This is a genomic window from uncultured Victivallis sp., assembly GCF_944391105.1.
Lineage (GTDB): Bacteria > Verrucomicrobiota > Lentisphaeria > Victivallales > Victivallaceae > Victivallis.
Map to the genome: position 1 here is coordinate 1 of NZ_CALXSK010000051.1, position 22,828 is coordinate 22,828.

General features: G+C 62.1%; 16 protein-coding genes. 13 read left to right on the top strand and 3 right to left on the bottom strand.

Features of this window, described 5'->3' with window-relative positions; all coding sequences use genetic code 11:
* The 3 genes from Q0K10_RS13375 to Q0K10_RS13385 form a co-directional block, all read left to right on the top strand.
* Positions 1-243 (top strand): hypothetical protein (locus Q0K10_RS13375; RefSeq protein ID WP_294507925.1); only part of this gene is annotated, 243 nt, incomplete at its 5' end.
* A complete protein-coding gene (locus tag Q0K10_RS13380) occupies positions 152-3,799 on the top strand; it encodes a hypothetical protein (RefSeq protein ID WP_294507927.1) in 3,648 nt (1,215 codons plus the stop codon). The genes Q0K10_RS13375 and Q0K10_RS13380, both read left to right, overlap by 92 nt.
* A 2-nt stretch (positions 3,800-3,801) precedes the next feature.
* Complete coding sequence (locus Q0K10_RS13385; RefSeq protein WP_294507929.1) at positions 3,802-4,791, top strand: hypothetical protein; 990 nt, start codon at positions 3,802-3,804, stop codon at positions 4,789-4,791.
* Here Q0K10_RS13385 and Q0K10_RS13390 read toward each other — a convergent pair.
* The gene (locus Q0K10_RS13390; protein ID WP_294507931.1) at positions 4,769-5,827 is read right to left on the bottom strand and encodes a GntR family transcriptional regulator; all 1,059 of its coding nucleotides are present in this window, start codon (positions 5,825-5,827) and stop codon (positions 4,769-4,771) included. The genes Q0K10_RS13385 and Q0K10_RS13390 overlap by 23 nt on opposite strands.
* Before the next feature lie 179 nt (positions 5,828-6,006).
* On the opposite strand from Q0K10_RS13390, the gene Q0K10_RS13395 reads away from it, so the two are divergent.
* The 10 genes from Q0K10_RS13395 to Q0K10_RS13440 all read left to right on the top strand — a co-directional run bounded on the left by Q0K10_RS13395 (position 6,007) and on the right by Q0K10_RS13440 (position 20,195).
* Positions 6,007-6,822, top strand: a complete 816-nt coding sequence (locus Q0K10_RS13395; protein ID WP_294507933.1) for a type II secretion system protein — start codon at positions 6,007-6,009, stop codon at positions 6,820-6,822.
* Between the two features lie 21 nt (positions 6,823-6,843).
* Positions 6,844-9,519, top strand: a complete 2,676-nt coding sequence (locus Q0K10_RS13400) for a heparinase II/III family protein (protein ID WP_294507935.1) — start codon at positions 6,844-6,846, stop codon at positions 9,517-9,519.
* On the top strand, positions 9,516-10,595 hold the full coding sequence (locus Q0K10_RS13405; RefSeq protein WP_294507937.1) for a M14 family zinc carboxypeptidase: 1,080 nt from the start codon (positions 9,516-9,518) through the stop codon (positions 10,593-10,595). Before Q0K10_RS13400 ends, Q0K10_RS13405 begins: the two co-directional genes overlap by 4 nt.
* 1 nt (position 10,596) lies before the next feature.
* Entirely contained in the window at positions 10,597-13,959 is a 3,363-nt protein-coding gene (locus Q0K10_RS13410; RefSeq protein WP_294507939.1) for an ABC transporter substrate-binding protein, read from the top strand.
* Positions 13,956-15,098, top strand: a complete 1,143-nt coding sequence (locus Q0K10_RS13415) for an ABC transporter permease (protein WP_294507941.1) — start codon at positions 13,956-13,958, stop codon at positions 15,096-15,098. Before Q0K10_RS13410 ends, Q0K10_RS13415 begins: the two co-directional genes overlap by 4 nt.
* Positions 15,099-15,109: 11 nt before the next feature.
* The gene (locus Q0K10_RS13420) at positions 15,110-16,150 is read left to right on the top strand and encodes an ABC transporter ATP-binding protein (protein ID WP_294507943.1); all 1,041 of its coding nucleotides are present in this window, start codon (positions 15,110-15,112) and stop codon (positions 16,148-16,150) included.
* Positions 16,147-17,175 carry an oligopeptide/dipeptide ABC transporter ATP-binding protein gene (locus Q0K10_RS13425; RefSeq protein WP_294507945.1) on the top strand — a complete coding sequence of 343 codons (1,029 nt, stop codon included), beginning with the start codon at positions 16,147-16,149 and terminating at the stop codon, positions 17,173-17,175. Before Q0K10_RS13420 ends, Q0K10_RS13425 begins: the two co-directional genes overlap by 4 nt.
* 96 nt (positions 17,176-17,271) lie before the next feature.
* The gene (gene guaA, locus Q0K10_RS13430) at positions 17,272-18,537 is read left to right on the top strand and encodes a glutamine-hydrolyzing GMP synthase (RefSeq protein ID WP_294507948.1); all 1,266 of its coding nucleotides are present in this window, start codon (positions 17,272-17,274) and stop codon (positions 18,535-18,537) included.
* A gap of 141 nt (positions 18,538-18,678) precedes the next feature.
* Positions 18,679-19,401 carry an FCD domain-containing protein gene (locus Q0K10_RS13435; RefSeq protein ID WP_294507950.1) on the top strand — a complete coding sequence of 241 codons (723 nt, stop codon included), beginning with the start codon at positions 18,679-18,681 and terminating at the stop codon, positions 19,399-19,401.
* Positions 19,395-20,195 carry an aldolase/citrate lyase family protein gene (locus Q0K10_RS13440; protein ID WP_294507952.1) on the top strand — a complete coding sequence of 267 codons (801 nt, stop codon included), beginning with the start codon at positions 19,395-19,397 and terminating at the stop codon, positions 20,193-20,195. Before Q0K10_RS13435 ends, Q0K10_RS13440 begins: the two co-directional genes overlap by 7 nt.
* A gap of 19 nt (positions 20,196-20,214) precedes the next feature.
* On the opposite strand, the gene Q0K10_RS13445 is transcribed toward Q0K10_RS13440, so the two are convergent.
* On the bottom strand, positions 20,215-21,813 hold the full coding sequence (locus Q0K10_RS13445) for a trehalase family glycosidase (protein ID WP_294507954.1): 1,599 nt from the start codon (positions 21,811-21,813) through the stop codon (positions 20,215-20,217).
* A 42-nt stretch (positions 21,814-21,855) separates the two neighbouring features.
* Positions 21,856-22,821: a LacI family DNA-binding transcriptional regulator gene (locus Q0K10_RS13450; protein ID WP_294507956.1), complete on the bottom strand. Its 966-nt coding sequence runs from the start codon at positions 22,819-22,821 to the stop codon at positions 21,856-21,858.
* Positions 22,822-22,828 lie beyond the last annotated feature (7 nt).

Below are 22,828 nucleotides of genomic sequence, written 5' to 3' on the forward strand. Positions count from 1 at the left end.
AAAAATCGATTTTTTACGGCTTTTTTGAAAAAAAGTCGTACTGGATGTGTCAAGATGGGCTTGGCACATGAGAAAAAAAGTTATTTACAGGAAAAAGCCAATCTTTTTGAAATTGGCTCAATCATTTACGACACACCTGAAAGGATTTCGCATGCGGTCACGTTTTCTTCCGATATTCGGGCTGGCGCTCCTCGGCGTTTGCTGTGCCGGGGCGGAGAATCTGCTCTCCAACCCGGGATTTGAATCCGGCGGCGAAACGGTCGCCACCGGCTGGGAGCGCAGCAACTGGGCGCGTCTCGGATCAGCCTCACCCGACGTGCAGATCGAAACAGGCACGGTCGGCAGCGGGAAGCGGTCATTCCGGCTTTCCGGCGTTCAGCCGCAATGCGCGGCGCACGTGTTCCAGTCCGGCATTCCCGTCAAGGGAGGCATGAAATATCTGGTGACGGCCCGGGTCAATCTCCAGACCGCACCGGCCCCGGCGGGACTGTTCCGGCTGCAGATCGAGCTGGCAGACAAAGAGAAACATGCGCTCACCGGAAAAATGCTCGACGGAGAGCTGCTGAACGTCCCGTCCATGCCGCTCTACCGCGACAATTCGGGCGTGGTCAACACCGGATCGCGCATGACGCAGGACATCCGCGGCTGCTCCGACGGCTGGATTTCGATCGGCTACCGATTCGAGACCCCGGCCAACGCCGCGACCGCGACGGTCCGGCTGCTGCTCTGCGGAGAAGGGGTGGTTTATGCCGATGACATCTCGCTCACCGAGGACGCCACAACGCCTCCGCCGAACTTCGCCGACCATCTCAGCGAGGGGAAAAATGCAGAACTCATTCAAACCCGGGAGGGAGAACGGATGCTCCGGTTCGACCTTGAAAATCCGTATGACGAACCCATGACGGAATTGGCCGTCACGGTCACAAGCCTGGCCGGAACGGTCGGCAGCCAGACCGTCTCCGGAGAGGTTCCCGCAGGAAAAAGTGCGACGATCACCGTTCCCCTCACCTATCCGGCGGATTACACGGCTGACCGCGAACCGATTCAGGTGCGCAGTACATTCCGGCTGGGGAACCGGGCGGAATCCAGCCTCTTCTGCCTCTACGGCAACATCATGCCCTCCCCGGTGCTCGAAGCGCTCTTCTCGGATCACGAGATTCCCTCCCCCGACCTGCCGGAAAAAGAGCCTCCCGTAAAGGTCGCCGCGATCGCCACAATCGAGAGCGACGGCAGCGTCGACGTCGTTCCGGAAAAGCGCCCGCTGCGGCTGACCGGCCGTACGGAATCGATGCGGTTGCTGCTTCAGGTCCGCAACGACTCCGGCAGCGACAAACCGCTCCGGTTCCACTGGGAGTTGCTCGACTACTTTTTCCGGCCGGTTTCCGGAGAGGTCGAACTCGCGATCCCCGCGGGGAAGAGCCGTTTCGTGAAGATCGACGTCCCGGCGAAACAGCTGAACCGCTTCCGCCAGAATCTGACCCGCTCGCTGGTCGAATTCTACCGGCTGAACTGCCGGATCGAAGGCGGAAAAAAGCCGGTGGAAATCAGCCGCGATCTCAGCTTCACGCTGCCGGGCGCGCCGGTCGATCCGCTGCGGCCGCTTCCGCGCCGGGAGCGGTGGACGCCCTGTTTCGGCAAACGTCCTCTGATCGACGAAGTCTACTGCGGCGACCCCGCCGACCGCCACCTCTACCGCGAGGGCGGCAAGGGGTTGAAGGTGAAGTACTCCAGCGAACCGCTCGGCTACTACGGCGGCAGCGACAAGCTGAACTACGACTGGCACAGAAGCTACCGCGACACCCGCGAGGATTTCACGACCGTCACCCGTATCTTCAACCACAACTGCCGCGTGGCGGAAAACAACGGCTGGTTCTCCTATCTGATCGGACGCGGCGCAATGCGCACGGACCGCTGCTACCTGCTCGAAGTGGAGTATCCGGAGGACACGTCGCGGGCGATGCAGTTTTCCTTCTCCTTCTACTCGCGCGCAAACAGCGGAATCCGGATCGGTTCCGCGCTCGGCGACTCGGTGAACCGTCAGGCGTTCATGCAGATTCCGCAGCTGCCGGTTTCGGGCGGCATGACCAGCAGCTGGATGCTGTTCGTGCCGGAGAGAAGCTCCGGCTGGTTCGGAATATTCAGCATGAGCCGCGCCTCGGATCCGCTTTCGAACGGAGCGGCGGTCCACGCGATCCGGATCTATGAGATCGGCCCGGTCTCGGAGCTCGAACGTTTCCGACTTCAGCCGAACGAACCCGAAGGGCTGCCGAAACGCATCCTCGGATACCTGAACGAAGATCACTTGCCGCAGCCGTGGTCGGTCGCGCGGTTCGCATTTCTCGGTTTGAACGCCTACGGTCCGCTGGCGCTCTCCTACTGCGGGCTCGCGCCGCACACCTGGTACGCCACCGGGGACGTCAAGTGGGACTCGCGGCTCTTCTCCGGAGAAAACGCGCGCCACCCGATGGCGAAGAAGATCCCCGGTTACTTCCTCATCAACCGGAACAATCTCGATCCCGAAATCGCAATTGCGCGCCGGTACGGATTGCAACTCTTCCCGCATCTTGAATACGGAGGCACGGCCCAGCTCCCGGAAGAGGCGATCGCCGTCGACCCGTCGGGGCGGAAAATTCCGTTCCGCTGGGGCCGCAACAGCTATCCGTTCGGCTTCGCGATCGACATGGCCAATCCTGCCGTGGGCGAGGACATCGGGAACATGATGCTCGAACTCGCCGCCGCCATGGAAAAGAAGGGGACGCTCCCCGCCGGATTCGTGCTGACACACCGTCTCGCCGCCTGGCAGACCGGCTACAATCCGGGCACTCTGCGCCGGTTCGCCGCGGACGAAAAGCTCGAACTGCCGGAAAAGGATGCGGGCAAATGGGTGTTCGACCACCATCGCGACCGCTTCATGAGGTGGCATTACGCCGAAAAGCGGAAGAATTTCCGCAAGGCAGCCGACATGCTGCACGCCCGCTATCCGTCGATTCAGTTCATGGTACAGAACTACAACCTCGGAGATGACAATCTCTTTTTCGGCAATCCGCTGTTCCATCAGGGAGCGCGCCGAGCACCGGAGTACATGACGCCGGGAATCGCCTCGCTGCCGGACCTCTCCGGCGTCGACCTCGTCTCCATGATGGAGGACTACCGTGCCGTCGACGTCGGCGCGCAGACCGACGGGCTCGATCCGCGCAGTTACCGCAACGAGAAAGGCATTCAGCTGCTGGCCCCGGCGCGATATCCGTTTCTCTGCGGCAACGCGGACTACCTGAATGCGTTCCGCACGGCCGAAGGCAGTGCGATCTGCATGTACTGGCTCTACAACGAGGATCTTGCGGGCAGCGACCCCTACGGCGCGGGACGCACTTCACCGGGACTCTACGGGAACGAGGCGTCGGGCCGCCTCTCGATGCTGGACGAGGTGCTCGCGATGGCCGCGTCGGATCCGCGCGCGATCTTCTACCGGATCAGTGAGTTCAACCGCGCGTGGCCGGAGTACATGCGGGAATTCGCAATGGCTTACCGGGCGCTCCCGGCGCTCCCCTCGAAGGTCATCCAAACCGACGCCGCAAAGGGAATCGTGGTCCGTCGTTACGACACGCCGAAGGGGATCTACCTTGCGGTCATCAACACCGCGGCCGCCACCGCCGGTTCCGTCCGGCTCGACGCGAAACAATTCGGAAACGCCCGGCGGCTCCGCAATCTCTCGGACGACAAACAGAGCGTCGAAGCCGACCGGGGAGTCTTCACGCTGAACGCACGGCCCGTGAGTCTGCAGGCGTTCAAGGTGGAGTGAGCATGAACCGTATTCCGCCGCTCCCCGTACTCGCCGCAGCTGCCGCGCTGCTTCTCTTCCCCGGCTGCCGCGGCGGCGGGGAGAGCTTCACGGCGGCCGAGGAGCGCGAAGCACTGCGGATCGCCAATGATCCGACCGTCTACGAGCGCGGCAAGGGAACGGCGGCGGAATTCATTACGAACAAGTGCTATCATCCGGGGATCACCTGTTCGATTGTCCGGAGCGGCCCGGGACGGCGGGACTACGCCGAATGCGTGCGGAAGGTCGCAGGTTTCGCCGCGGATATGGAACGCGGCTTCGCCTGGCGGGAGCCGAGACGGCGGATCCGGATTCCGGAACTCGCCGCCGCCCCCCGACTCGATGGCGTTCCGGAAACGGACGAGTGGCACGGCGCCCTGACGTTCCACGGAGAATATCCACTGGATGCCACCCGGAAAAACGAGGAACCGTCGATCTGGCGGTTCGGTCACCGGGAGGGGGTTCTGTATGTCGCGGCGGAATTTCGCGACCACACGCCGGAAGTTCGCCGCGGCTTGTCGCAGAAGAGTCCCGAACCGCTCTACACCGGGGATTCGCTCGAACTCTTCCTGCGCCCGGACAACCGCCACCCCTGCTACTATGAACTGCTGGTCAACCCGGCCGGAGAGCTCTGGACGATGCGCCACGCCGCGAAGGAGACCGGGTCCTGGCGGATCCTCGACGAATCGTTCGACAGCGACCTGCGCGCCGCCACCTGCATCGCGCCGGAGGGGTACTCGATCGAGCTGGCCGTCCCGCTGGAACGGCTTTACGCCGCTTCGCCGGGCGAGACGATTCGGCCCGGAGCGGAGTTTTCGCTCATGCCGGTGCGGACCGACCGCAGCGGAACACAGTGGCTCCGTTCGGTTCCGGTTCCGTTGCTTTACGACGGGCACAATCTCTTCGGCTACATGGTTGCGGAACTGGGGCGGCCGGGAGAACCGCCCGCGGTCAGCAGCTTTCACGAACGATGAGCTTGAGCTTGCCGTCAAGGTGAAAGTTGCGTCCTCCTCCGGTCACGAGTTCGGAGAACTTCCGGATGCAGAACCGCCCGTTCTCCTTGTTGCAGAGATCAACGACCGTCAGCCGCGGCCGCAGCGCCCACGAGGGAACTGTATTGTCGACTCCCGAAACCGCGACCGCGTCCGGGACCCGCAGTCCCAGTTCCCGTTCCAGTATCTGAACGATTTCCACCGCCATCTCCGCCCGGGTGCAGCTTATGACGTCGAATCTCCCGGCCAGTTTCCGCAACGTCTCTGGTTCCCCCCGGGTCTCGTGCCAGTCGGCAGAAGCACACTCCATCCCGCGCGCCAGCAGCGCCTCTTTCATCAGCCGGAAACGGGTTCTGGAAATCATCATCTCCTCATGAAGCACGAGAACCCGGCGGAATCCGCGCGCAGCGTAGTGATCTGCCAGCAGCGCGGCCACATCGGTTTCATTGTGATAAACGGCGGAATAGTGCGCGGGCTTCTCCTCGTAGATGTTCGGACCGTAAAAGAGCATCGGCAACCCCTGCCGCGCCAGAGCCGCCTGCGCCTTCACCAGATTTTCATGGCCGCGGAAGAAAATCACACCGGCGGTTTCCGGATAGATCATCTTCACATCGTCGAGATTGCGGAAAAAGTCGTCGTAGTCGACAAGCGCCGGTTCGCACGGCAGATCAGCCGTATTCGCCTCATCGAGCGCTCCGAAGAGAAAACTGAAATAGTCGTCGTTCAGCGAATTCACAATTCCGGGACCGCCCGGCACAACGAGTATCCGCCCCTTGCGGCTGCGCGGCGAAACAAACGTCCCCTGCCCGTGGCGGCGGTAGATGATGTTCTCGGCGACGAGGTTGTTCAACGCCTTGCGGACAGTGCCGATGCTCGCGCCGTACTCGGCGGCCAGCTGCGACTCGGAGGGGAGACGGTCATGACGCTTCAGGTGATGCACGGCGATATACCGCTTCACCTCGTTCTCCAGCCGCCGGTAGACGGGGAGCTGTTCCCAGAGTTTTCGATCCATCCGCATGACTGCGCTCCTTTCCCCGCATATATTATACCACTCCTGTAACGGAGTTTCCATGCCCCTAAAACGATTTTTTTTAAAAAATTTTCACTTGCGCTATTGACAAACGGCCTCTTTTCTGGTATACTCCTACATAGGAGTTAACCTCGAACCTGCAACATCCAACAGGAAGGAATGGAAAGATGAGACGAACCTTTACCTTGATCGAGCTCCTCGTCGTGATTGCGATCATCGCGATCCTCGCTTCGATGCTGCTGCCGGCGCTGAACCGGGCGCGTTCCACCGCGAAGTCGTCGGGCTGCATGAACCAGCTCAAACAGCTCGGACTCGCCTCGATCATGTACTCGAACGACAATCAGGAGTACATTCTGCCGGGGAATATGAAAGGGCTCACCTTCATCCAGAACCTCTCCGGCCACTCAAAGACCGACACGGGCGGCAAACCGAGCAACCGGGGATACGGCGGCATCACCTGGTACGGGACGAACGTGACGAAAGGTTCGTTCGTCTGTCCCGGCGAGGCGCGGCCTTTCTCGTCGGACTCCTCACAGACCATCAAAACCGTCGAAAGCGCCTACAAGGGGTCGCACTACGGCGTCAACTCGTTTTATCATGCCGGTTATTTCACGGGCGGCAGCGGCGGGAAATTCCGCAAACTTTCGGCGGTGCATGCGCCGTCTCAGGCGATCTCGATGGGGGACAACTCCCGCTGCGAGGTGTTTCAGTTCAATTCCATCTATTTTGCCAGTTATCGCCATGGAGGAGATCCGCGCATCAACATGGACGGCAATCCAACTCGGGTACCGCCGGCCAGCAGCCGCGGCAACTTCGTCTACGCCGACGGGCATGTCGAATCCCACACTTTCAATGAACTCAAAGCTGTTCCGAAAGATCCCCGTAATACCCTCACCAATTCAAGCGGACAAAACCGGGATATGGACACCACCTACGCTCTCGGCGCGGGTTACAACAGTTCGCTCGGATCAACCCTCAACTGAACCGTTGGAGGAAAATATAAAATGAAACTGCGACTGACCATCGCTTCCGCGCTCATCTGCGGGATTCTCGCGGCTGCCCCCTCGTATGAGGAGTTCACGGGGAAACTCCGCCGGGAACATCCTCGCATGTTCCTCACCCGGGAGACGCTCCCCGCGTTCCGCGAACGCGCGAACACCGTCTGCAAGCCGCTGCTCGACGAGATGAAGCAGCGCATCGACGCATTCCCGGCCGAGCCGCGGCTCGAATTCAAGACCGACGTCGCCGAAGTCAAAGACGGGAAACTCGTCTTCAAAAAAATCCTGAACGATCAGAACGCCGGGAACTACGCCGTCAAAACCACCGGCGGCGTTGAAGCGCTCGAGAGCGCGATTCTCTATCTCGCGACCGGAGACCGCACCTACTTCGACCGCGCCCGGCAGTTCCTGCGGATGCTCGTGGAGTTCACCGCCTGGAGCGACCGCTACCGGATTCTGCCCGAGTGGTACAACAACTCCCGCATGGCTGGATTCATCACCTATGACTGGCTCTATGATGAGCTCACGCCCGAGGAACGCGAGGCGTTCGCCGCCCCGATGCTCAAGCACGTCGAGCACATGCAGAATCCGGGTTACATGCGCAACGGCGGCGGTCCCGGGTCCGGCAACTACGGCGAACCCGGACTGCAATACTACGCCGGACTCGCGACTTACGGTGACGGCATCGACGACGAACTCGCCGCAAAGCTGCTCAAAAACGGGTATGAACTCAACGTCGCGATGATGGATCTGCGCGACAGGATCTCCGGCGGCAGCGGACTGCTCACCTCGATCTGCACCGGCTACAGCTTCGGCGAATATCCGTGGGCGAGTTACAACTTCCTGCACACGCTCAGGAGCGCGGCGGGAATCGACGGGACGCAGCACTGGACGCAGATGCGCGACTACGGCAACTGGTTCAACTGGGCGGCGATTCCGGACAGCGCGACAAAAGACGGTTTTCTCGACTTCGGCTGGGGCGACGCATTCCATGAGACGAACAAACTCGCGAGCTGGATGATGTACACGCACCTCGCGCAGGCGATCCACTTCTACGGCGACTCCGTTCCGGAGCGCGCGAAACAGGCGCGGGCGATCATGGAACAGATTCCGCCGCACATCCGGAAGATCCTCGCGCTGCGGAAATACCCGTACTGCTCTTTCATCCTGACCGGATTCGATCCGACGGAGAAGAACACCGAATCTCCGGAACAGGTTCTCGGCGGAGAGATCGCCGCCTACTTCCCGACCTTCGGGCTCATGGTCGTCCGCTCCGGCGCGACGGAGAACGACACCCATGCCGCAATCAAGGCCGGAGCGCAGTTCACCCAGCATCAGCACTACGACGAGAACAGCTTCATCCTCTACAAAAAAGGATTTCAGGCGCTCGACAGCGGCACCCGCGGCTCGGCGAAACACCATAAAGTCTACTATCCGCAGAGCATCGCACACAATACGATTCTCATCCGGATGGAGAACGAACCGCTGCCGAACTACTGGTATCCGCGCAACGCGCCCGCCATCACGGAAAAAGTGTTCAACGACGGCGGCCAGAACCGGATCGGCGTCGCCCGTCCGCTCGGGTTCGAAAAGAGCGCTTACCACGCCGTGACCACCGGAGACGCGACCCGCTGTTACGCGCCGGAGAAGTGCCGCGAGGCGGTCCGTCAGTTCGTCTATGTCGCACCCGACTACTTCGTGATCTATGACCGTGTGACCTCCGTGAAGCCGGATCAGAAAAAGAGTTTTCTGCTGCACACGCAGAATGAACCCGTCGAACTCGCTCCCGGCCTCTGGCGCGGAGAAGCGGGCGAAGGAGCGCTCTTCCTCCGGTCGCTCCTGCCGGAAAACGGAAAAGCCGAAGTGATCGGCGGCCCCGGGAAAGAGTTCTGGAGCAACGGCCGGAACTGGGAGATCCGCAACCACGAGCAGGCGTTTTCGAAGCCGAACTGGCTCGGACGCTACCGGCTCGAACTCTCGCCCGCCGCCGCGACGGAGAAGTGCCGCTTCCTGACCGTGCTCCAGGCGGCGGACAAGGAAGTTCCGGAGATGGTCGAAAGCCGGCTCGTCCGCAATGAGAACGAGGACGGCGTCTCGTTCACGACCGCCGAAGGGCGCGAGTGCATCGTCCGGTTCAACCGCGACGGCATGATCGGCGGGCACATCACGATCCGCGAGAATGGAAACGTTCTGGTCGATCAGCCGCTGTTGAAACCGACTCCGGTCGTCGAACCGGAGAAGCCGGGCGCCGCGCGGAAACAGCATGTTTCCCCGGAAGAGTTCGCCCGGATCGACGCCCTGAACAGCGCCGGAAAACTCAACCTCGCGGAAAAGGGAGACGTCGTCGCCTGGGAACAGCCGCGCTGGTTCGCGCAGGGTCGCGGCAGCGTCATGCAGTTCGCCGCCGCGCCGGAGCTCTCGAAAGGGTGTTGCAAACTGAAGGCGGAACAGGATGGAACCGTGCGGCTTCTGCTGCGCGGCCCCGATATCCGCAAGGAGGGGAAGCGGGTGATATATTATGTGGAATTTACCAAATTGAACGTTAACGGGAAACCGCTGCTGACGACTCCCGTCAAAGTCTGGCATGACAAGCCCATGACGGTGAAACTGCCCGTCAAAGCGGGGGAAACGCTGGAAATCAACGCGGAATACCGAACCGTCCCGGGAGGGGACAGAAAATGATCGCCACTGTCAAACAACTGGAAAAACCGAAATTCGCCCCCTGGGTCGTCCGGAATGCGGAACCGCGCCCCGACTGGTGGCTGGTCCGCCCCGGCGAAATCACCGCCGCATGCGAATCGGTCAAGCGCGGACGGGACGAGGTCATCGCGATGACACCGGGAGATTATCCGGTTCACGCGGTATTCTACGGGGACTTCAGCGAACCCGCGCCGCAGACGAACTGGTCGGCGGGCTCCTCTTCGACGAGCAACACGAGCTACTTCCGCCGGGCGGGTCTGCCTCCGACGGTCGTCTGGTGCGCCGGGATTCATGGAGCGGAGGCCGAGAGCGTGGCATTCGCCGTGAATCTCATCGCGCTGCTCGAACAGGGACACGACCTGCTCGGGCGGAAGCACAACAAACTCTGTGAACTTCTGCAGCACTACCGGCTCATCCTCATCCCGTGCGTGAACATGGACGGGCGCGCGATTTCTCCGGACCACCTGCATGGAGTTCCGTATGAGGAGTTCCGCCGGGTTTCACAGGGAGTCTGGCTCGACGGCTCGCTGATCGGCTGGCGCGGCAGCAAGGAGTATTTTCCGCTGCCGCTCGACCGGGTCGCCTACCCGGGGGGCTATCCGAATTCGGAGGGGTTCAACATCATGCACGACGCCTGCCCCGGCCACATCCGCACCGCCGAGGCGAAGGCGCTGCTGCAGCTCGTCGAACGGTACAGCGTCGATCTCGTGCTGAACGCCCACTCCTGCGAAGGGGCCCCCACTCTGCTCGCACCGTCGGAATTCAACTACCGCACGCACGTCGAGCGCGGGCTGCGCGCCTGCGACACGGTCAACCCCGCCCTGTTCCGGGCGGGGTTGCGGCCCGATCCGGGAACCGGGTTTCAACCGGGGAAACAGGTGAATTTGAACAATCTCTTTTCGCTCGCCTCGGGAGCGCTCGCATTGACGCTCGAATGCACGGTCTGGAACAATCTCTCGTTCGAGCAGATGCTCGACGTGAATTTCGTGACTCTGGAAACCATGCTCGAATCGGGTCTCACCGATCCGTTCGTCGACCGGAAGAATCTCCTGCGCTGATATGAGAGAGAAGAAGATCATCCGCCCCGTTTCGAAGTGGAAACTCCTGCTTGGAGTCGCCGCGGCACTCGCCGTTCTCTATGCTGCGACGCTCCTCTTCTCCTTTCTGGTGACGCCCGATACGACTCCGGGACGGGAGCAGCACGATCCGGAAGAGATCCGAATTGCCGAGACACGGCGCCGCCTGCCGGAGAATCTCGACGGAGTTGAACGGCGTGTCGCCCTGGAAATTCCGGAGGCGGAACGCCGGAGCGCCGCAGCGTTTCACCGCCTCTCGCCCGACGCAGCCCCGGAGGAGATCGAGCGGAAAATTCGTTCGGGAGAACTCCCCGGCTGGTATCCGCGCCGTCAGAGTCCTGTCCTCGACGGGGCGGAACTCCCGCCGGTGGCGGTTCGAACCGGCCCGGAACCGGTCGTGATGCGCAGCGCCGAAGGAGTCGGCAACTACGGCGGAGTCTGGGTGCAGTTCATTCCCGGCTCCGGTTCCGACACGATGGCGGCAACGATCCGGCTCTTCTATGAACGTCTCTTCCGCTTCGGCCCGGCGGGTTATCCGATCGTACCGCATATCGCGAAGGGATACGAGGAAAAGGAGGGAGGCCGCATCTGGGAGATCGAGCTGCGCGACATCCGCTGGAGCGACGGCGAACCGTTCACCGCCGATGACGTACTCTTCTTCTGGAACGACATGATGCTCTCGAAATCCCTCGGCGGCGGACGGGTCTACAAGCACTTCACCGTCGGCGGAAAACCCGCGACGCTCGAAAAGCTCGGAGTCCGAAAAGTACGCTGGACTTTCCCCGAACCGCGCGCGGATTTCCTCGAAACGCTCGCGACCCAGACCGTGTTCGCTCCGCGTCATTACCTGGCAAAATATCACCCCGAACTCGGGGATCCGGAGTTTCTCGCCGCGGAGATGAAGAAGTACAACATGCCGAACGCCCGTTCGCTCTTCAGCTTCATGCAGAATATGAATCCGGCGCTGCCGACGCTTTCGCCGTGGATTCTGCGCCGTTATACGACCATGTCGCCCGTGTCGCTCGTCCGCAATCCCTATTACTTCGCGGTGGACGAGGCTGGAAATCAACTGCCCTACATCGACCGGCTTCAGATGGAGTTCATCGACGCATTGATGCTGCCACTGGCCGTGGCGGCCGGCCGCGCGAACATGCAGTTCCGATACATCCGGTTCGAGAACTACACCGAGTTCATGGAGCGCTCGAAGGAGAACGATTTCCGGGTGCTCTGCTGGATTCCCGGCACCCGCAGCGAATGGCTGATCTATCCGAATGTGAACCGGGCGGTCTCCCCGGATGACAGCCAGTCCGAATTCAAATCGAAGCTGCTGTCCGACAAGGAATTCCGCCAGGCTCTCTCGGTCGCGCTCGACCGGAAGCAGGTGATCGAGGCATTCTACGCGGGAGTGGCCGAACCGCGTCAGGTCGATCCGGGTCCCTACTCCGACTTCCCCTCGGAGAAGCTGCGGAACGCCTTCACGCAGTTCGATCCGGACGAGGCGAACCGCAAACTCGACGCGGTCTGGCGAAAACTCGGCCTCGACCCGTCGGTGCGCAAAGACAACTATCGCTGCGACGCCTCCGGGAATCCGGTCACATTCTACATGATCTTCACGGATTTCACCGGGATCGGTCCGGCGCAGTTCGTGGCCGATGACTGGGCGCGGGTCGGCATCCGCTGTCTCTACCAGCAGTGTTCGCGGCCGCTGCTGACCGTGCGGAAGTCGTCGCGCAATTTCGACTTTTACATCTGGACGAGCGAGTCGGAGATCGTCCCGCTGCTCTCGCCGCGCAGTTTCGTCGCGACCACCAATGAGTCCGCCTATGCGATCGGATGGGGCAACTGGTTCTCGTTGAACGGGATGTACGGAGCAAAGGAGGCGCAGAATCCCGGCTGCATCCCGGTTCCTCCGGAGAATCCGATGCACCGCGCGATCGAGTGTTACGAAAAGGCGGTCCGCACGACGGATCCCGCTCGCCGGAAGGAACTTATGCGCGAGATCACCGACATCGCGGCCGAAAACGTCTGGACGATCAACCTCGCCTCCGCCCCGCCGAAACTCGTGGTCGTTTCGAACAATATGCGCGGCGTGCCGGAGAAAGCGGTGGAAGGCTACTGTTTCCTGACCCCCGGGAACACCGCGCCGGAGACCTACTTCTTTCAGGAGCCTTCCCGCGTGGCCGACGCCGACACGCTCGCCCAGCTCACCGATCCGGACGAACTTCCGCCGGCCGCCGGACCGCCCGCATCCGGAGTCGATCATCTGCTGCGGCTCTTCGGACTCGCGATCGCGGGGCTGGCCGTCGTGCTGCTGATTCTGAAACATCCGTTCGTGCTGCGGCGGCTGGTCATCATGATTCCGACGCTGCTGGTGATTTCGGTCTGCGTCTTCACGATCATCCAGCTGCCGCCGGGGGATTACCTCAGCAACCGGATCATGCAGCTTGAGGAATCGGGCGCTTCGCCGGAGCAGATCGCCGCGCAGATCGACGACCTGCGCGTGCTCTTCCACTTCGACGATCCGGCGTGGAAACGATACTGCCGCTGGATGGGTTTTCATTACTTTCTCACCTTCGACTCGAAGGACAAGGGGTTGCTCCAGGGGGAGATGGGTTACTCGATGGAAACCTCCAAAAGCGTGAATACGATGGTCGGCGACCGGATTCTTCTGACCGTGCTCATCTCGCTCGGAACCGTGCTGCTGACCTGGAGTCTCGCGCTGCCGATCGGCATCTACTCGGCCTGCCGGCAGTATTCGGCGGGGGACTACATCATCTCCGTGCTCGGATTTCTCGGGATGTGCATCCCGGGATTTCTGCTGGCCCTGATCCTGATGGCGCTGACGGGAATCTCGGGGCTCTTTTCGCCGGAATACGCGATTCAGCCGGAGTGGAGCTGGGGAAAATTTCTGGATCTCTGCCGCCACATCTGGGTGCCGATCGTCGTGGTCGGATTCTCGGGGACAGCCGGAATGATCCGGGTCATGCGCGCCAACCTGCTCGATGAACTGCGCAAACCCTATGTCACAACGGCCCGCGCCAAGGGTGTGCGCCCCCTGAAACTGCTCTTCAAATATCCGGTCCGCATCGCACTGAATCCGTTCATCTCCGGAATCGGAACGCTTTTCCCGGCGCTCGTGTCGGGCAGTTCGATCGTCGCGATCGTGATGAGCCTGCCGACGGTCGGGCCGATGATGCTCTCGGCGCTCTTCAGCCAGGATATGAACATGGCCGGGTCCATGCTGATGGTATTGAGTCTGCTCGGCGTATTCGGCACACTTGTCAGCGATCTGCTGCTGATGCTGGTCGATCCGCGCATCCGGCTGGAAGGAGGAAAAACCAGATGACGTTCCGACTTTTCGCGCGCCGTCCGGCGCTGACCTACGACATGCTGAACCAGCGGCAGCTCACGCTGCTGAAGTTCCGCAAACACAAGCTCGCAGTCGCGGCGGGATTTCTGCTAGCGGGACTCTACCTCATGGCGATCTTTTCGCCGTTCTTCGCGCCTTACGGCAAATACGAGCGGAATCTCGACTACGTCTACTGCCCGCCGCAGAAGCTCGGGTTCAGCTGGGAGAAAGGAGTTTACGCTAAGGGGCTCAAACGCGTCGTCGACCCGGTTTCCTTGAACAGCCGCTACGTCGATGCGCCGGAAAACGATGCGCCGCTGGGGTTCTTCGTGAAGGGGGAGCCGTACCGGCTCTGGGGCCTGATCCCGTCGGAACGCCACTTCTTCGGGGTCGACTTCGAGCGGATTCCGGATTTCCGGCCCGGTGACGAAACGCGTTACGTCTACTTCATGGCGGGGGCGGACAAGTTCGGCTGCGACGTCTGGAGCCGGATCGTCCAGGGGTCGACGATCTCGCTCTCGGTCGGATTGGTCGGGGTGTTTCTCTCGTTCCTCTTCGGCGTGGTGATCGGGGGGATTTCAGGGTACTGCGGCGGCGCGGTCGACACGGCGATCCAGCGCGTGATCGAGATCATCAACTCGTTCCCGCAGCTGCCGATGTGGCTCGCGCTCGCGGCGGCGGTACCGTCGGACTGGGGACCGCTGGAGACCTACTTCGCGATCACCGTAACGCTGAGCCTGCTCTCCTGGACCGGACTCGCGCGGGTGGTTCGCGGCAAGATCCTGAGCCTGCGTGAGGAGGATTACGCAGTCGCGGCACGACTGCTCGGAGCGAGTCATCCGCGCATCCTCTTCCGCCACCTGCTTCCGGCGTTCGCGAGCCACATCATCGTGACGCTGACCCTGACCGTGCCGGGGATGATCCTCGGGGAGACGAGCCTCTCGTTCCTCGGGCTCGGGCTGCGTCCGCCGGTTGTGAGCTGGGGCGTCATGCTGCAGGATTGCATGAACGTCAAGGCAGTGATCGATTATCCGTGGCTGCTCGCGCCGGTGCTCATGCTGGTGTTCGCAGTGCTCTGTTTCAACTTCCTCGGGGACGGGCTGCGCGACGCGGCCGACCCCTACGCTTCGAAATAGGTGGAGGCTCCATGAATCCGAACGTGCTGGAAATCGAAGACCTGCAGGTCAGCTTCTTCTCCGACGAAGGCGAGGCGCGGGCCGTGAACAAAGTGCGCTTCGCCGTGCCGCGCGGCAAAGTGCTGGCCCTCGTCGGGGAGTCTGGCTGCGGAAAAAGCGTCACGAGCTACTCGGTGCTGCGGCTGATCCGCAAACCGGGAAAAATCACAGGCGGGCGAATCCTCTTCCACAGCGCCGACGGCAGTTCGGTCGATCTCGCTTCGCTGCGGGAGAACGATCCAAGGCTCTTCGACATCCGCGGCAACCGGATTGCGATGATCTTCCAGGAACCGATGACGGCGCTCTCCCCCGTGCACACGATCGGCAACCAGCTCGAAGAGGTGCTTTTCACGCACGGGAAACCGGCGAAAGCCGAAGCGAAGGCGCGCGTGATCGAGATGCTCGGGCGGGTCGGAATCCCCGCGCCCGAACGGCGTTACGCGCAATATCCGTTCGAACTCTCCGGCGGCATGCGTCAGCGGATCGTGATCGCCATGGCGATGCTGAGTTCCCCGGAACTGCTGATCGCGGACGAGCCGACCACGGCGCTCGACGTGACGATTCAGGCGCAGGTGCTCGCGCTCATGCAGAGTCTTCAGCGCGAAACCGGCAGCAGCGTACTGCTCATCACGCATGATCTGGCGGTGGTGGCGCAGGTGGCGGATTTCGTGGCGGTGATGTATCTCGGTCGGATTGTCGAACAGGGTTCCGTGCGCGAGATCATCAAGTCGCCGCGTCACCCGTACACGCACGGACTGCTTGAGTCGCTGCCGGGTCTGCACGGGCGGCGCGAACGGCTGCCGTCGATCCGCGGCACGGTTCCGGGGCTCTTCGATCTGCCGGAGGGGTGTCCGTTCCATCCTCGCTGCGACTTCGCGAAAAAGGGACTGTGCGACCGGGGGGAGCCGCCGCCGGAACAGGTGACTTCCGACGGCCGCAGACTCTGCTGTTTCCGTGCGGAGGAGATGGCGGAACTGCTGAAAAAGAGAGACGGGGCGGAGACGACGGCATGAACATTTACAACATCGATGACTTCGGCGGTTCCGCCGTGAATCCGCCGCTGCTGGCGGTGCGGGATCTGTGCAAATATTTTCCGATCCGCAGCCGCGGGCTGGTTCGCCGCAAGGTCGGTGACGTGAAAGCGGTCGATCATGTTTCGTTCGATCTGTACCGCAACGAGACACTTGGACTGGTCGGCGAGTCGGGCTGCGGGAAATCCACAACCGTGCGGACGATTCTCCGGGCGCTCGACTTCACGGGCGGCCACGCCTATTTCGACCCGGAAGGCAACGGGAGATACGTCGACTTCGGGGAGCTCACGGCTCATGAACTCGTGCCGCTGCGGCGCGCGGCGCAGATGATTTTTCAGGATCCGTTTTCCAGTCTGAATCCGCGCATGACAATCGGCGGGATCGTCGCGGAACCGCTCGTGATCCACGGCCTCGCCAGAGGGAAGGCGCTCGAGGAGCGGGTCGATGAGATTCTCGTGAAGGTCGGACTCAAGCCGGAGTACAAAACCCGTTATCCGCACGCGTTTTCCGGCGGCCAGCGGCAGCGGATCGGCATCGCGCGGGCGCTGGTGATGAATCCGAAATTCGTGGTGGCGGACGAAGCGGTCTCGGCGCTCGACGTCTCGGTCCAGGCACAGGTCATCAATCTGCTCGACGATCTGAAGCGGGAGATGGGGCTCTCCTACATTTTCGTTGCACACGACCTCGGGGTGGTGCGTCACATCTGCGACCGGGTGGCCGTCATGTACGCCGGGCGGATCGTCGAACTCGCGCCGACGGAGGAGCTGTTCGAACGACCGCTTCACCCGTACACGCGGCTGCTGCTCGGATCGGCGCCGATTCCGGATCCGGACCGCCGGACACTGCCGCCGAATCCGGGGGAAGTCGCCGATGCGGGGAATCTCCCCGCCGGGTGCGCCTTCGCGCCGCGCTGCCCGTACGCGACGGCCGTCTGCCGCAAGGAACGGCCCGAACTGCGCACGATGTCTCCTCTTCACCTCGCCTCCTGCCCCTTCGCGGAACAATAATGCCGTTTCCCGGGAGGAAATCCGCCGCGGGGGCTTGCCTTTGCCGCAAAGGAGGAGTATATTTCGCCATCGTGTTCGTAACGAAAAGGAGATGCAATGAAGCAAACCCCAGAAACCATCGTACTGGTGAATTTCGGATGCGAAGGCATCCAGAAGTTCGCCCGTTCGATCCGTGACCGTCACATCTACACGATGGTCATGCCCTACACCGTTCCGGCGGAGCGCGTGATGGCGGAGAAGCCGGTCGGGCTGATTCTCTGCGCCGACGCGGGCACCCCGGAGCGGCCCGGTGCGCGCGAGAAATTCGAGGCGCTGAAGCTGCCGATCCTCGACCTCACCTCCGGAGCCGGAGCCAATGACGTCGACGCGGCCGTCGCCTTCTGCTGCCAGTGCGGCTGCACCGGAAGCTGGACGATGGAGAAGTTCATCGACGAGGCAGTCGCGGACATCCGGCGCCAGGTCGGCGATGCGAAGGTCGTGCTCGGACTCTCGGGCGGCGTCGACTCCTCGGTCGTCGCGGCGCTGATCCACAAGGCGATCGGCAGGCAGCTCACCTGCGTATTCGTGAACCACGGGCTGCTGCGCAAGAACGAGCCGGAACTCGTGCAGGAGGTGTTCGCGCGCAACTTCGACATGAACCTCTGCTACATCGACGCCTCCGATCGCTTCCTCGACAAGCTCAAGGGTGTGGCCGATCCGGAGCAGAAGCGCAAAATCATCGGCAAGGAGTTCATCGAAGTCTTCGCCGAAGCGGCCGCGAAGATCGACGCCCCGTTCCTCGGACAGGGGACGATCTACCCGGATATCCTCGAAAGCATTCCGCTCGACGGAAATCCGAACGGCGTCATCAAGAGCCACCACAACGTCGGCGGCCTGCCGAAGAACATGAAGTTCAAGCTCGTCGAGCCGGTTGAACGGCTCTTCAAGGACGAGGTGCGCCAGGTCGGACGGCTGCTCGGACTGCCGTCGGAACTGATCGACCGCCATCCGTTCCCGGGCCCGTCGCTCGGCGTCCGCCACGTCGGCCCGATCGAGCGCGACACGCTGCACATGCTGCGCGAGGCCGACGCGATCGTCACGGAAGAACTCACCAAAGCCGGCTGGTATCACAAGACCTGGCAGACCTTCGCGATTTTCGTCCCGGTCAAGACCGTCGGAATCAAGAACGGTCAGCGCTCCTACGACTACGTGATCGCGATCCGTTCGATCAACAGCGTCGACGCCGTGACTGCGCAGGTCGTCCGCCTGCCGTGGGAACTGCTCGAAACCATGATGGAGCGGATCGTCCGCGAAGTCGACGGCGTCAACCGCGTCGTCTACGACATCACCGCGAAACCGCCGGGGACCATCGAGTGGGAATAATTTCCCCGAAATGAAAAACCGGGAGAGAGCCAGGCGCTTTCCCCCGGTTTTTTTCTTATTTTTCCGCATCCATACTTGCAAATCCGTCAAATTGTAGTATTGTACTACAATAAGCAAAAACAAAAGGATCGGGAGATTTCGATGCGGCTTGGTTCGGTGAAAAAGGAGAGCGCCTTCGAAGCGGCGGTCGCGATGATCGGGCGCTATATCCGGGAAAACAAACTCGGCGAAGGGATGCGTCTGCCTCCGGAAACCGAACTGGCGGAGCAGCTGGGAGTCAGCCGCAATATCGTGCGCGAGGCGCTGCAGCACTACCGGACGCTCGGAATCATCACTTCGGCGCCGAAAACGGGGGCGTCCATCGCGAAGCTGCTGCCGGAAAATCCGTACGGAAATTATCTTCCGTTTCTCGAATCGGCGCAGGAGGCGGTGCTGCCGGAGCTGGTGGAACTGCGTTACGCCATCGAAACCGGGGCGGCGCGGTTCATGATCGCGGGGGTGACGTTGGAACGGCTCGCGAAGCTCGAGGCGCTCGCGGCGGAACTCGACCGCACGGCGGAGAACGACCGTCGCCTGGAACTCGACAGCGAATTTCATGCGGAACTCCTGCGGCTGCCGGGGAACTCGCTCTTTGACGGATTGATTCCGCTGGTGGTCGACTTTTTCCGGAAACTGCGCCCGGAGCCGCGCACGGAACTCTCGCGGGAGCGGGCCGGCCGGGAACACAATGCGATTCTCGCGGCTCTGCGGAACAAGGATGCGGACGAACTGCAACGGCTTCTCGGCAGACACATTGAAAATTATCTCTCCGAAACGGACGGAGCAACTCTCGACACCCCCAACAAGAGGAAACAATCATGCTGAATCTGACTCGCAGTCGCGTACTGGACAAACTCCGGAACGGAGAGATCGCCCTCTCCTTCAAAAGCAATCTGAGCTGCCCGCGCACGGTGGAGATCGCGGCGCTGGCGGGATTCGACTGCGTCTGGCTCTGCAACGAACATGTCCCGAACGACTGGCAGACGCTTGAACGGCAGGTGCTCGCGGGGCGCGCGGGCGGAACGGACGTGATGGTCCGGGTTGAGCGCGGCTCGTACAGCGACCTCATCAAACCGCTGGAGATGAACGCTTCCGGATTGCTGGTCCCGCACGTGATGTCGGCCGACGAAGCGCGGCTGATCGTCCGGAACACGCGGTTTCACCCGGTCGGGCGGCGGCCGGCCGACGGCGGCAACGCCGACGGCTGCTTCACGATGCTTCCGTTCGCCGAATACATCCGCTTCGTGAACGAAAACCGCTTCGTGATGATCCAGATCGAGGATCACGAGGCGCTGGACGAACTCGACGAAATCTGCGCGGTACCGGGCATCGATGCGATCTTCTTCGGACCGGGCGACTTCAGCCAGTCGATCGGAGTTCCCGGCGAAATCAATCACCCGGAAGTGAAGCGCGTCCGGAAACTCGTCGCCGAAACCGCCCGGAAACACGGCAAATTCGCCGCCACGGTAGGGGGCACCGCGAATCTCGCGGAACTCGCCGGGGAAGGGTTCCGTTTCATCAATCTCGGCTCGGATGTCACCACGCTCGCGGCTCACTGCCGCAGCACGATGGAGGAAGCGACGAAAATCGCGAAAACGGTCGCGCTCAAGGAGAAGTGACCCCCTCCCCGGCTCCACTTCAGCGCGACAGCTGTGCAACCATGTCGATGTAGAGCGAGGCCGACCAGCCGTAGTCGAAAAAGACCTGGTGATACGGACTCTCTTCCGGGGCGCATTTCCCTTTGCGCAGCAGCTGCGGCGGATCGCATTCGCCGCGGTCGTCGTAGAATTCGAAGAATGTGCCGTATCTGTGCTGGAAAAATTCTTCGGCCCGGACGGTTTCGCGCAGCAGCCGCAGCGCCTCCTCCCGGCGGCCGCAACGTTCGAGCCCGCGACCGACGAGGTAGTTGATGTTGATCCAGACCGGCCCGCGCCACATATCCTTCGAATAGGCGGCCGGGTTGTCGCGGCTGATCGAGGGAATCCTGAGCGCAGTCCCGAAACGGGCCGGGTCATTCAGATTCTCAACGAGGCGCTCGACCTGCTCCGGGCCGGGCGCGCCGCAGAGGAGCGGCAGAAATCCCGAGGAGGCGGCGACGCCGGTCAATGCACCGCTCTTCACATCGCGATCCATGTAGATCCCCTCTTTTTCGCACCAGAGCAGCCGGTTCATGAGCGCGTTGAGCGTTTCGTGCCGCAGCGCCCAGTGAGCGGCGCGGTCGGCCAGCCCGAGCTGAACGGCGAAGGACGCGAGAATTTCGCACTCGAGCGAAAGATAGCTGTTGAAATCCACCGCGTCAAGCTGGACGGCGGAGTCGAAACGGGGGGAGTTGTCCATGCCGCTCTCGCCGCTGCGGCAGAGCGGGTTCTCCTCGATGAACCACTCGACCAGGCCGTTTCCATCGCTGTCGCGGTTCGCGAAGATCCACTCCAGGTGGCGTTCGAGTTTGGGAAACGCCTCGCGCAGAAATTCCGGATCCGGCGCAACCTCCTGCACCATCGCCACACCGAACGCCAGCACCGGCGGCTGGGTGATGGAAGAGGCGCCGTCCGGGGACATCATGTGCGGAATCATCCCGTCGGAACGCTGCTGCGAAAGCACCGCGCGCAAACTCTCCCGCGCAATCTCCGGGCGGAAATGGCGCAGCCCGATCGCATGAAACACCGAGTCCCACAGCCACATGCAGCGATGCGGCCAGCGGTCCGGGGTTGTCCAGGCGTACGGGATCTCCGGGCAGGCGGAGTTGATCTGCCCCTTCAACTGCGAATACGCCTTCGCAAGCGCACCGAGCCGCACCGGATCCGTGACACCGAAATCAGGCAGCGCCGCAAACCACGCGCGCCGCGCGGCGAAGATGCCGGGCAGATCCGCGTCAAGCAGTTCCGGACGGAAATAAGCGGCCGTTCCGATCAGCGTCCGTTTTCCCTTCCGCTCCACCAGGAACGTCCTGTCAGCAAGTTCAACCGAGACCGGTCCTTCGACGAGCAGATGGTGGCAATCCGGCAGAACGCCGCAAACGCCGTCGACCTCGAAGCAGTCCGATGCGAGAAAACAGCGTTCCGGCTTTTTCCCCGCCGCGAGCGTCAGAACTCCCCTGCCCGGGAGAACGAGGTCGAACGCCGCCTCCTCCCGGGTTCGCAGCACGATTCCGTTGCGGAAGTCGGTTTCGCCGTCGAGCCCGGAATACGCGGCAAGCTGCCCCTTTCCCCAGAAATTCAGTCGGTTCGTGATATCCATTGTCATGCCCTCATATTCAAATTGGTTTCACTCCGTCAAACCTCAACTGCTTCTTCCCGGAGCCGCGGCGGTCGAACCGCGCACGATGAGCCGCCCCGGAACCACGATCGCCCGGAGCCGGCCGCGCCCCTCGATCTCGGCTCCAAGCTGATCGAGAGCCTGAGCGGCCAACCCGCCATAATCATATTCGAGCGCGGTCACAGGCGGATCCAGAAACGGCGAAAGCGCCCCATCCTCGTAGCTCACAAGCGAAACCTCCTCCGGAATCCGCCTGCCGCAACGGCGGATCAGATTCATCAGCCGCTGTGTCTCGACCATGAAAACCGCGATGAACGCCGTGAATCCGTCTTCGAGCATGCGCGGAAGTTCGGCCTCAAGCGCCCTCCAGTCCGGCATCGGCACATAACGCACGCTCTCCAGGATTCCGTGTCTGGCGGCGACGCGCAGAAACTCATCGAGCCCCCGGTTCCGTTCCCGTTCGCTCGCACTCTCCGGCACCAGCCGGATACGGCCGATCTTCCTGTGGCCGAGAGAGATCAGGTGTTCCATCGCCAGGCGGGATTCACCGTTCGAATCGGGAAACACCGAACAGACCCGGTCCGGCATCCAGCCGTAGTTGTTGATGAGCACCAGCGGAATCCGGTGCCGTTCATGCCAGCTCCGCGCCAGATCGCAGCCGGGCAGCCCAACCGCTCCGTCGTACAGCCGGTCGTTCAACAATTCGATGCTGCGGAACGGAATCACCGCCATCCGCCAGCCGCGGCTGCGGATTTCCCGCTCGATCCCGTTCAGCACTCCGGAGCTGAACTCGCCGAATGAACCGCACAGAACCGCAATCGTCCGGGGGCGGTTCCGGGCGCAGTTGCGATAGTTCATCTCCCGTGCGAGCTCGTGAATCCGCTGCCGCAGCTCCGGAGCGACCTCCCCTTTCTGCCCGAGCGCGCGCGACACCTGCGAAACCGACACCCCCGCCGCCGCGGCAAGATCCTTCATCAACGTCCGTTTCATCCCTCCG

Coding starts and splice junctions, on each gene's coding strand:
- Q0K10_RS13410 (WP_294507939.1), top strand. CDS start 10,597: ATGAGAGAGAAGAAGATCATCCGCCCCGTTTCGAAGTGGAAACTCCTG.
- Q0K10_RS13385 (WP_294507929.1), top strand. CDS start 3,802: ATGAACCGTATTCCGCCGCTCCCCGTACTCGCCGCAGCTGCCGCGCTG.
- guaA (WP_294507948.1), top strand. CDS start 17,272: ATGAAGCAAACCCCAGAAACCATCGTACTGGTGAATTTCGGATGCGAA.
- Q0K10_RS13435 (WP_294507950.1), top strand. CDS start 18,679: ATGCGGCTTGGTTCGGTGAAAAAGGAGAGCGCCTTCGAAGCGGCGGTC.
- Q0K10_RS13380 (WP_294507927.1), top strand. CDS start 152: ATGCGGTCACGTTTTCTTCCGATATTCGGGCTGGCGCTCCTCGGCGTT.
- Q0K10_RS13420 (WP_294507943.1), top strand. CDS start 15,110: ATGAATCCGAACGTGCTGGAAATCGAAGACCTGCAGGTCAGCTTCTTC.
- Q0K10_RS13445 (WP_294507954.1), bottom strand. CDS start 21,813: ATGGATATCACGAACCGACTGAATTTCTGGGGAAAGGGGCAGCTTGCC.
- Q0K10_RS13400 (WP_294507935.1), top strand. CDS start 6,844: ATGAAACTGCGACTGACCATCGCTTCCGCGCTCATCTGCGGGATTCTC.
- Q0K10_RS13390 (WP_294507931.1), bottom strand. CDS start 5,827: ATGCGGATGGATCGAAAACTCTGGGAACAGCTCCCCGTCTACCGGCGG.
- Q0K10_RS13405 (WP_294507937.1), top strand. CDS start 9,516: ATGATCGCCACTGTCAAACAACTGGAAAAACCGAAATTCGCCCCCTGG.
- Q0K10_RS13415 (WP_294507941.1), top strand. CDS start 13,956: ATGACGTTCCGACTTTTCGCGCGCCGTCCGGCGCTGACCTACGACATG.
- Q0K10_RS13425 (WP_294507945.1), top strand. CDS start 16,147: ATGAACATTTACAACATCGATGACTTCGGCGGTTCCGCCGTGAATCCG.
- Q0K10_RS13440 (WP_294507952.1), top strand. CDS start 19,395: ATGCTGAATCTGACTCGCAGTCGCGTACTGGACAAACTCCGGAACGGA.
- Q0K10_RS13450 (WP_294507956.1), bottom strand. CDS start 22,821: ATGAAACGGACGTTGATGAAGGATCTTGCCGCGGCGGCGGGGGTGTCG.
- Q0K10_RS13395 (WP_294507933.1), top strand. CDS start 6,007: ATGAGACGAACCTTTACCTTGATCGAGCTCCTCGTCGTGATTGCGATC.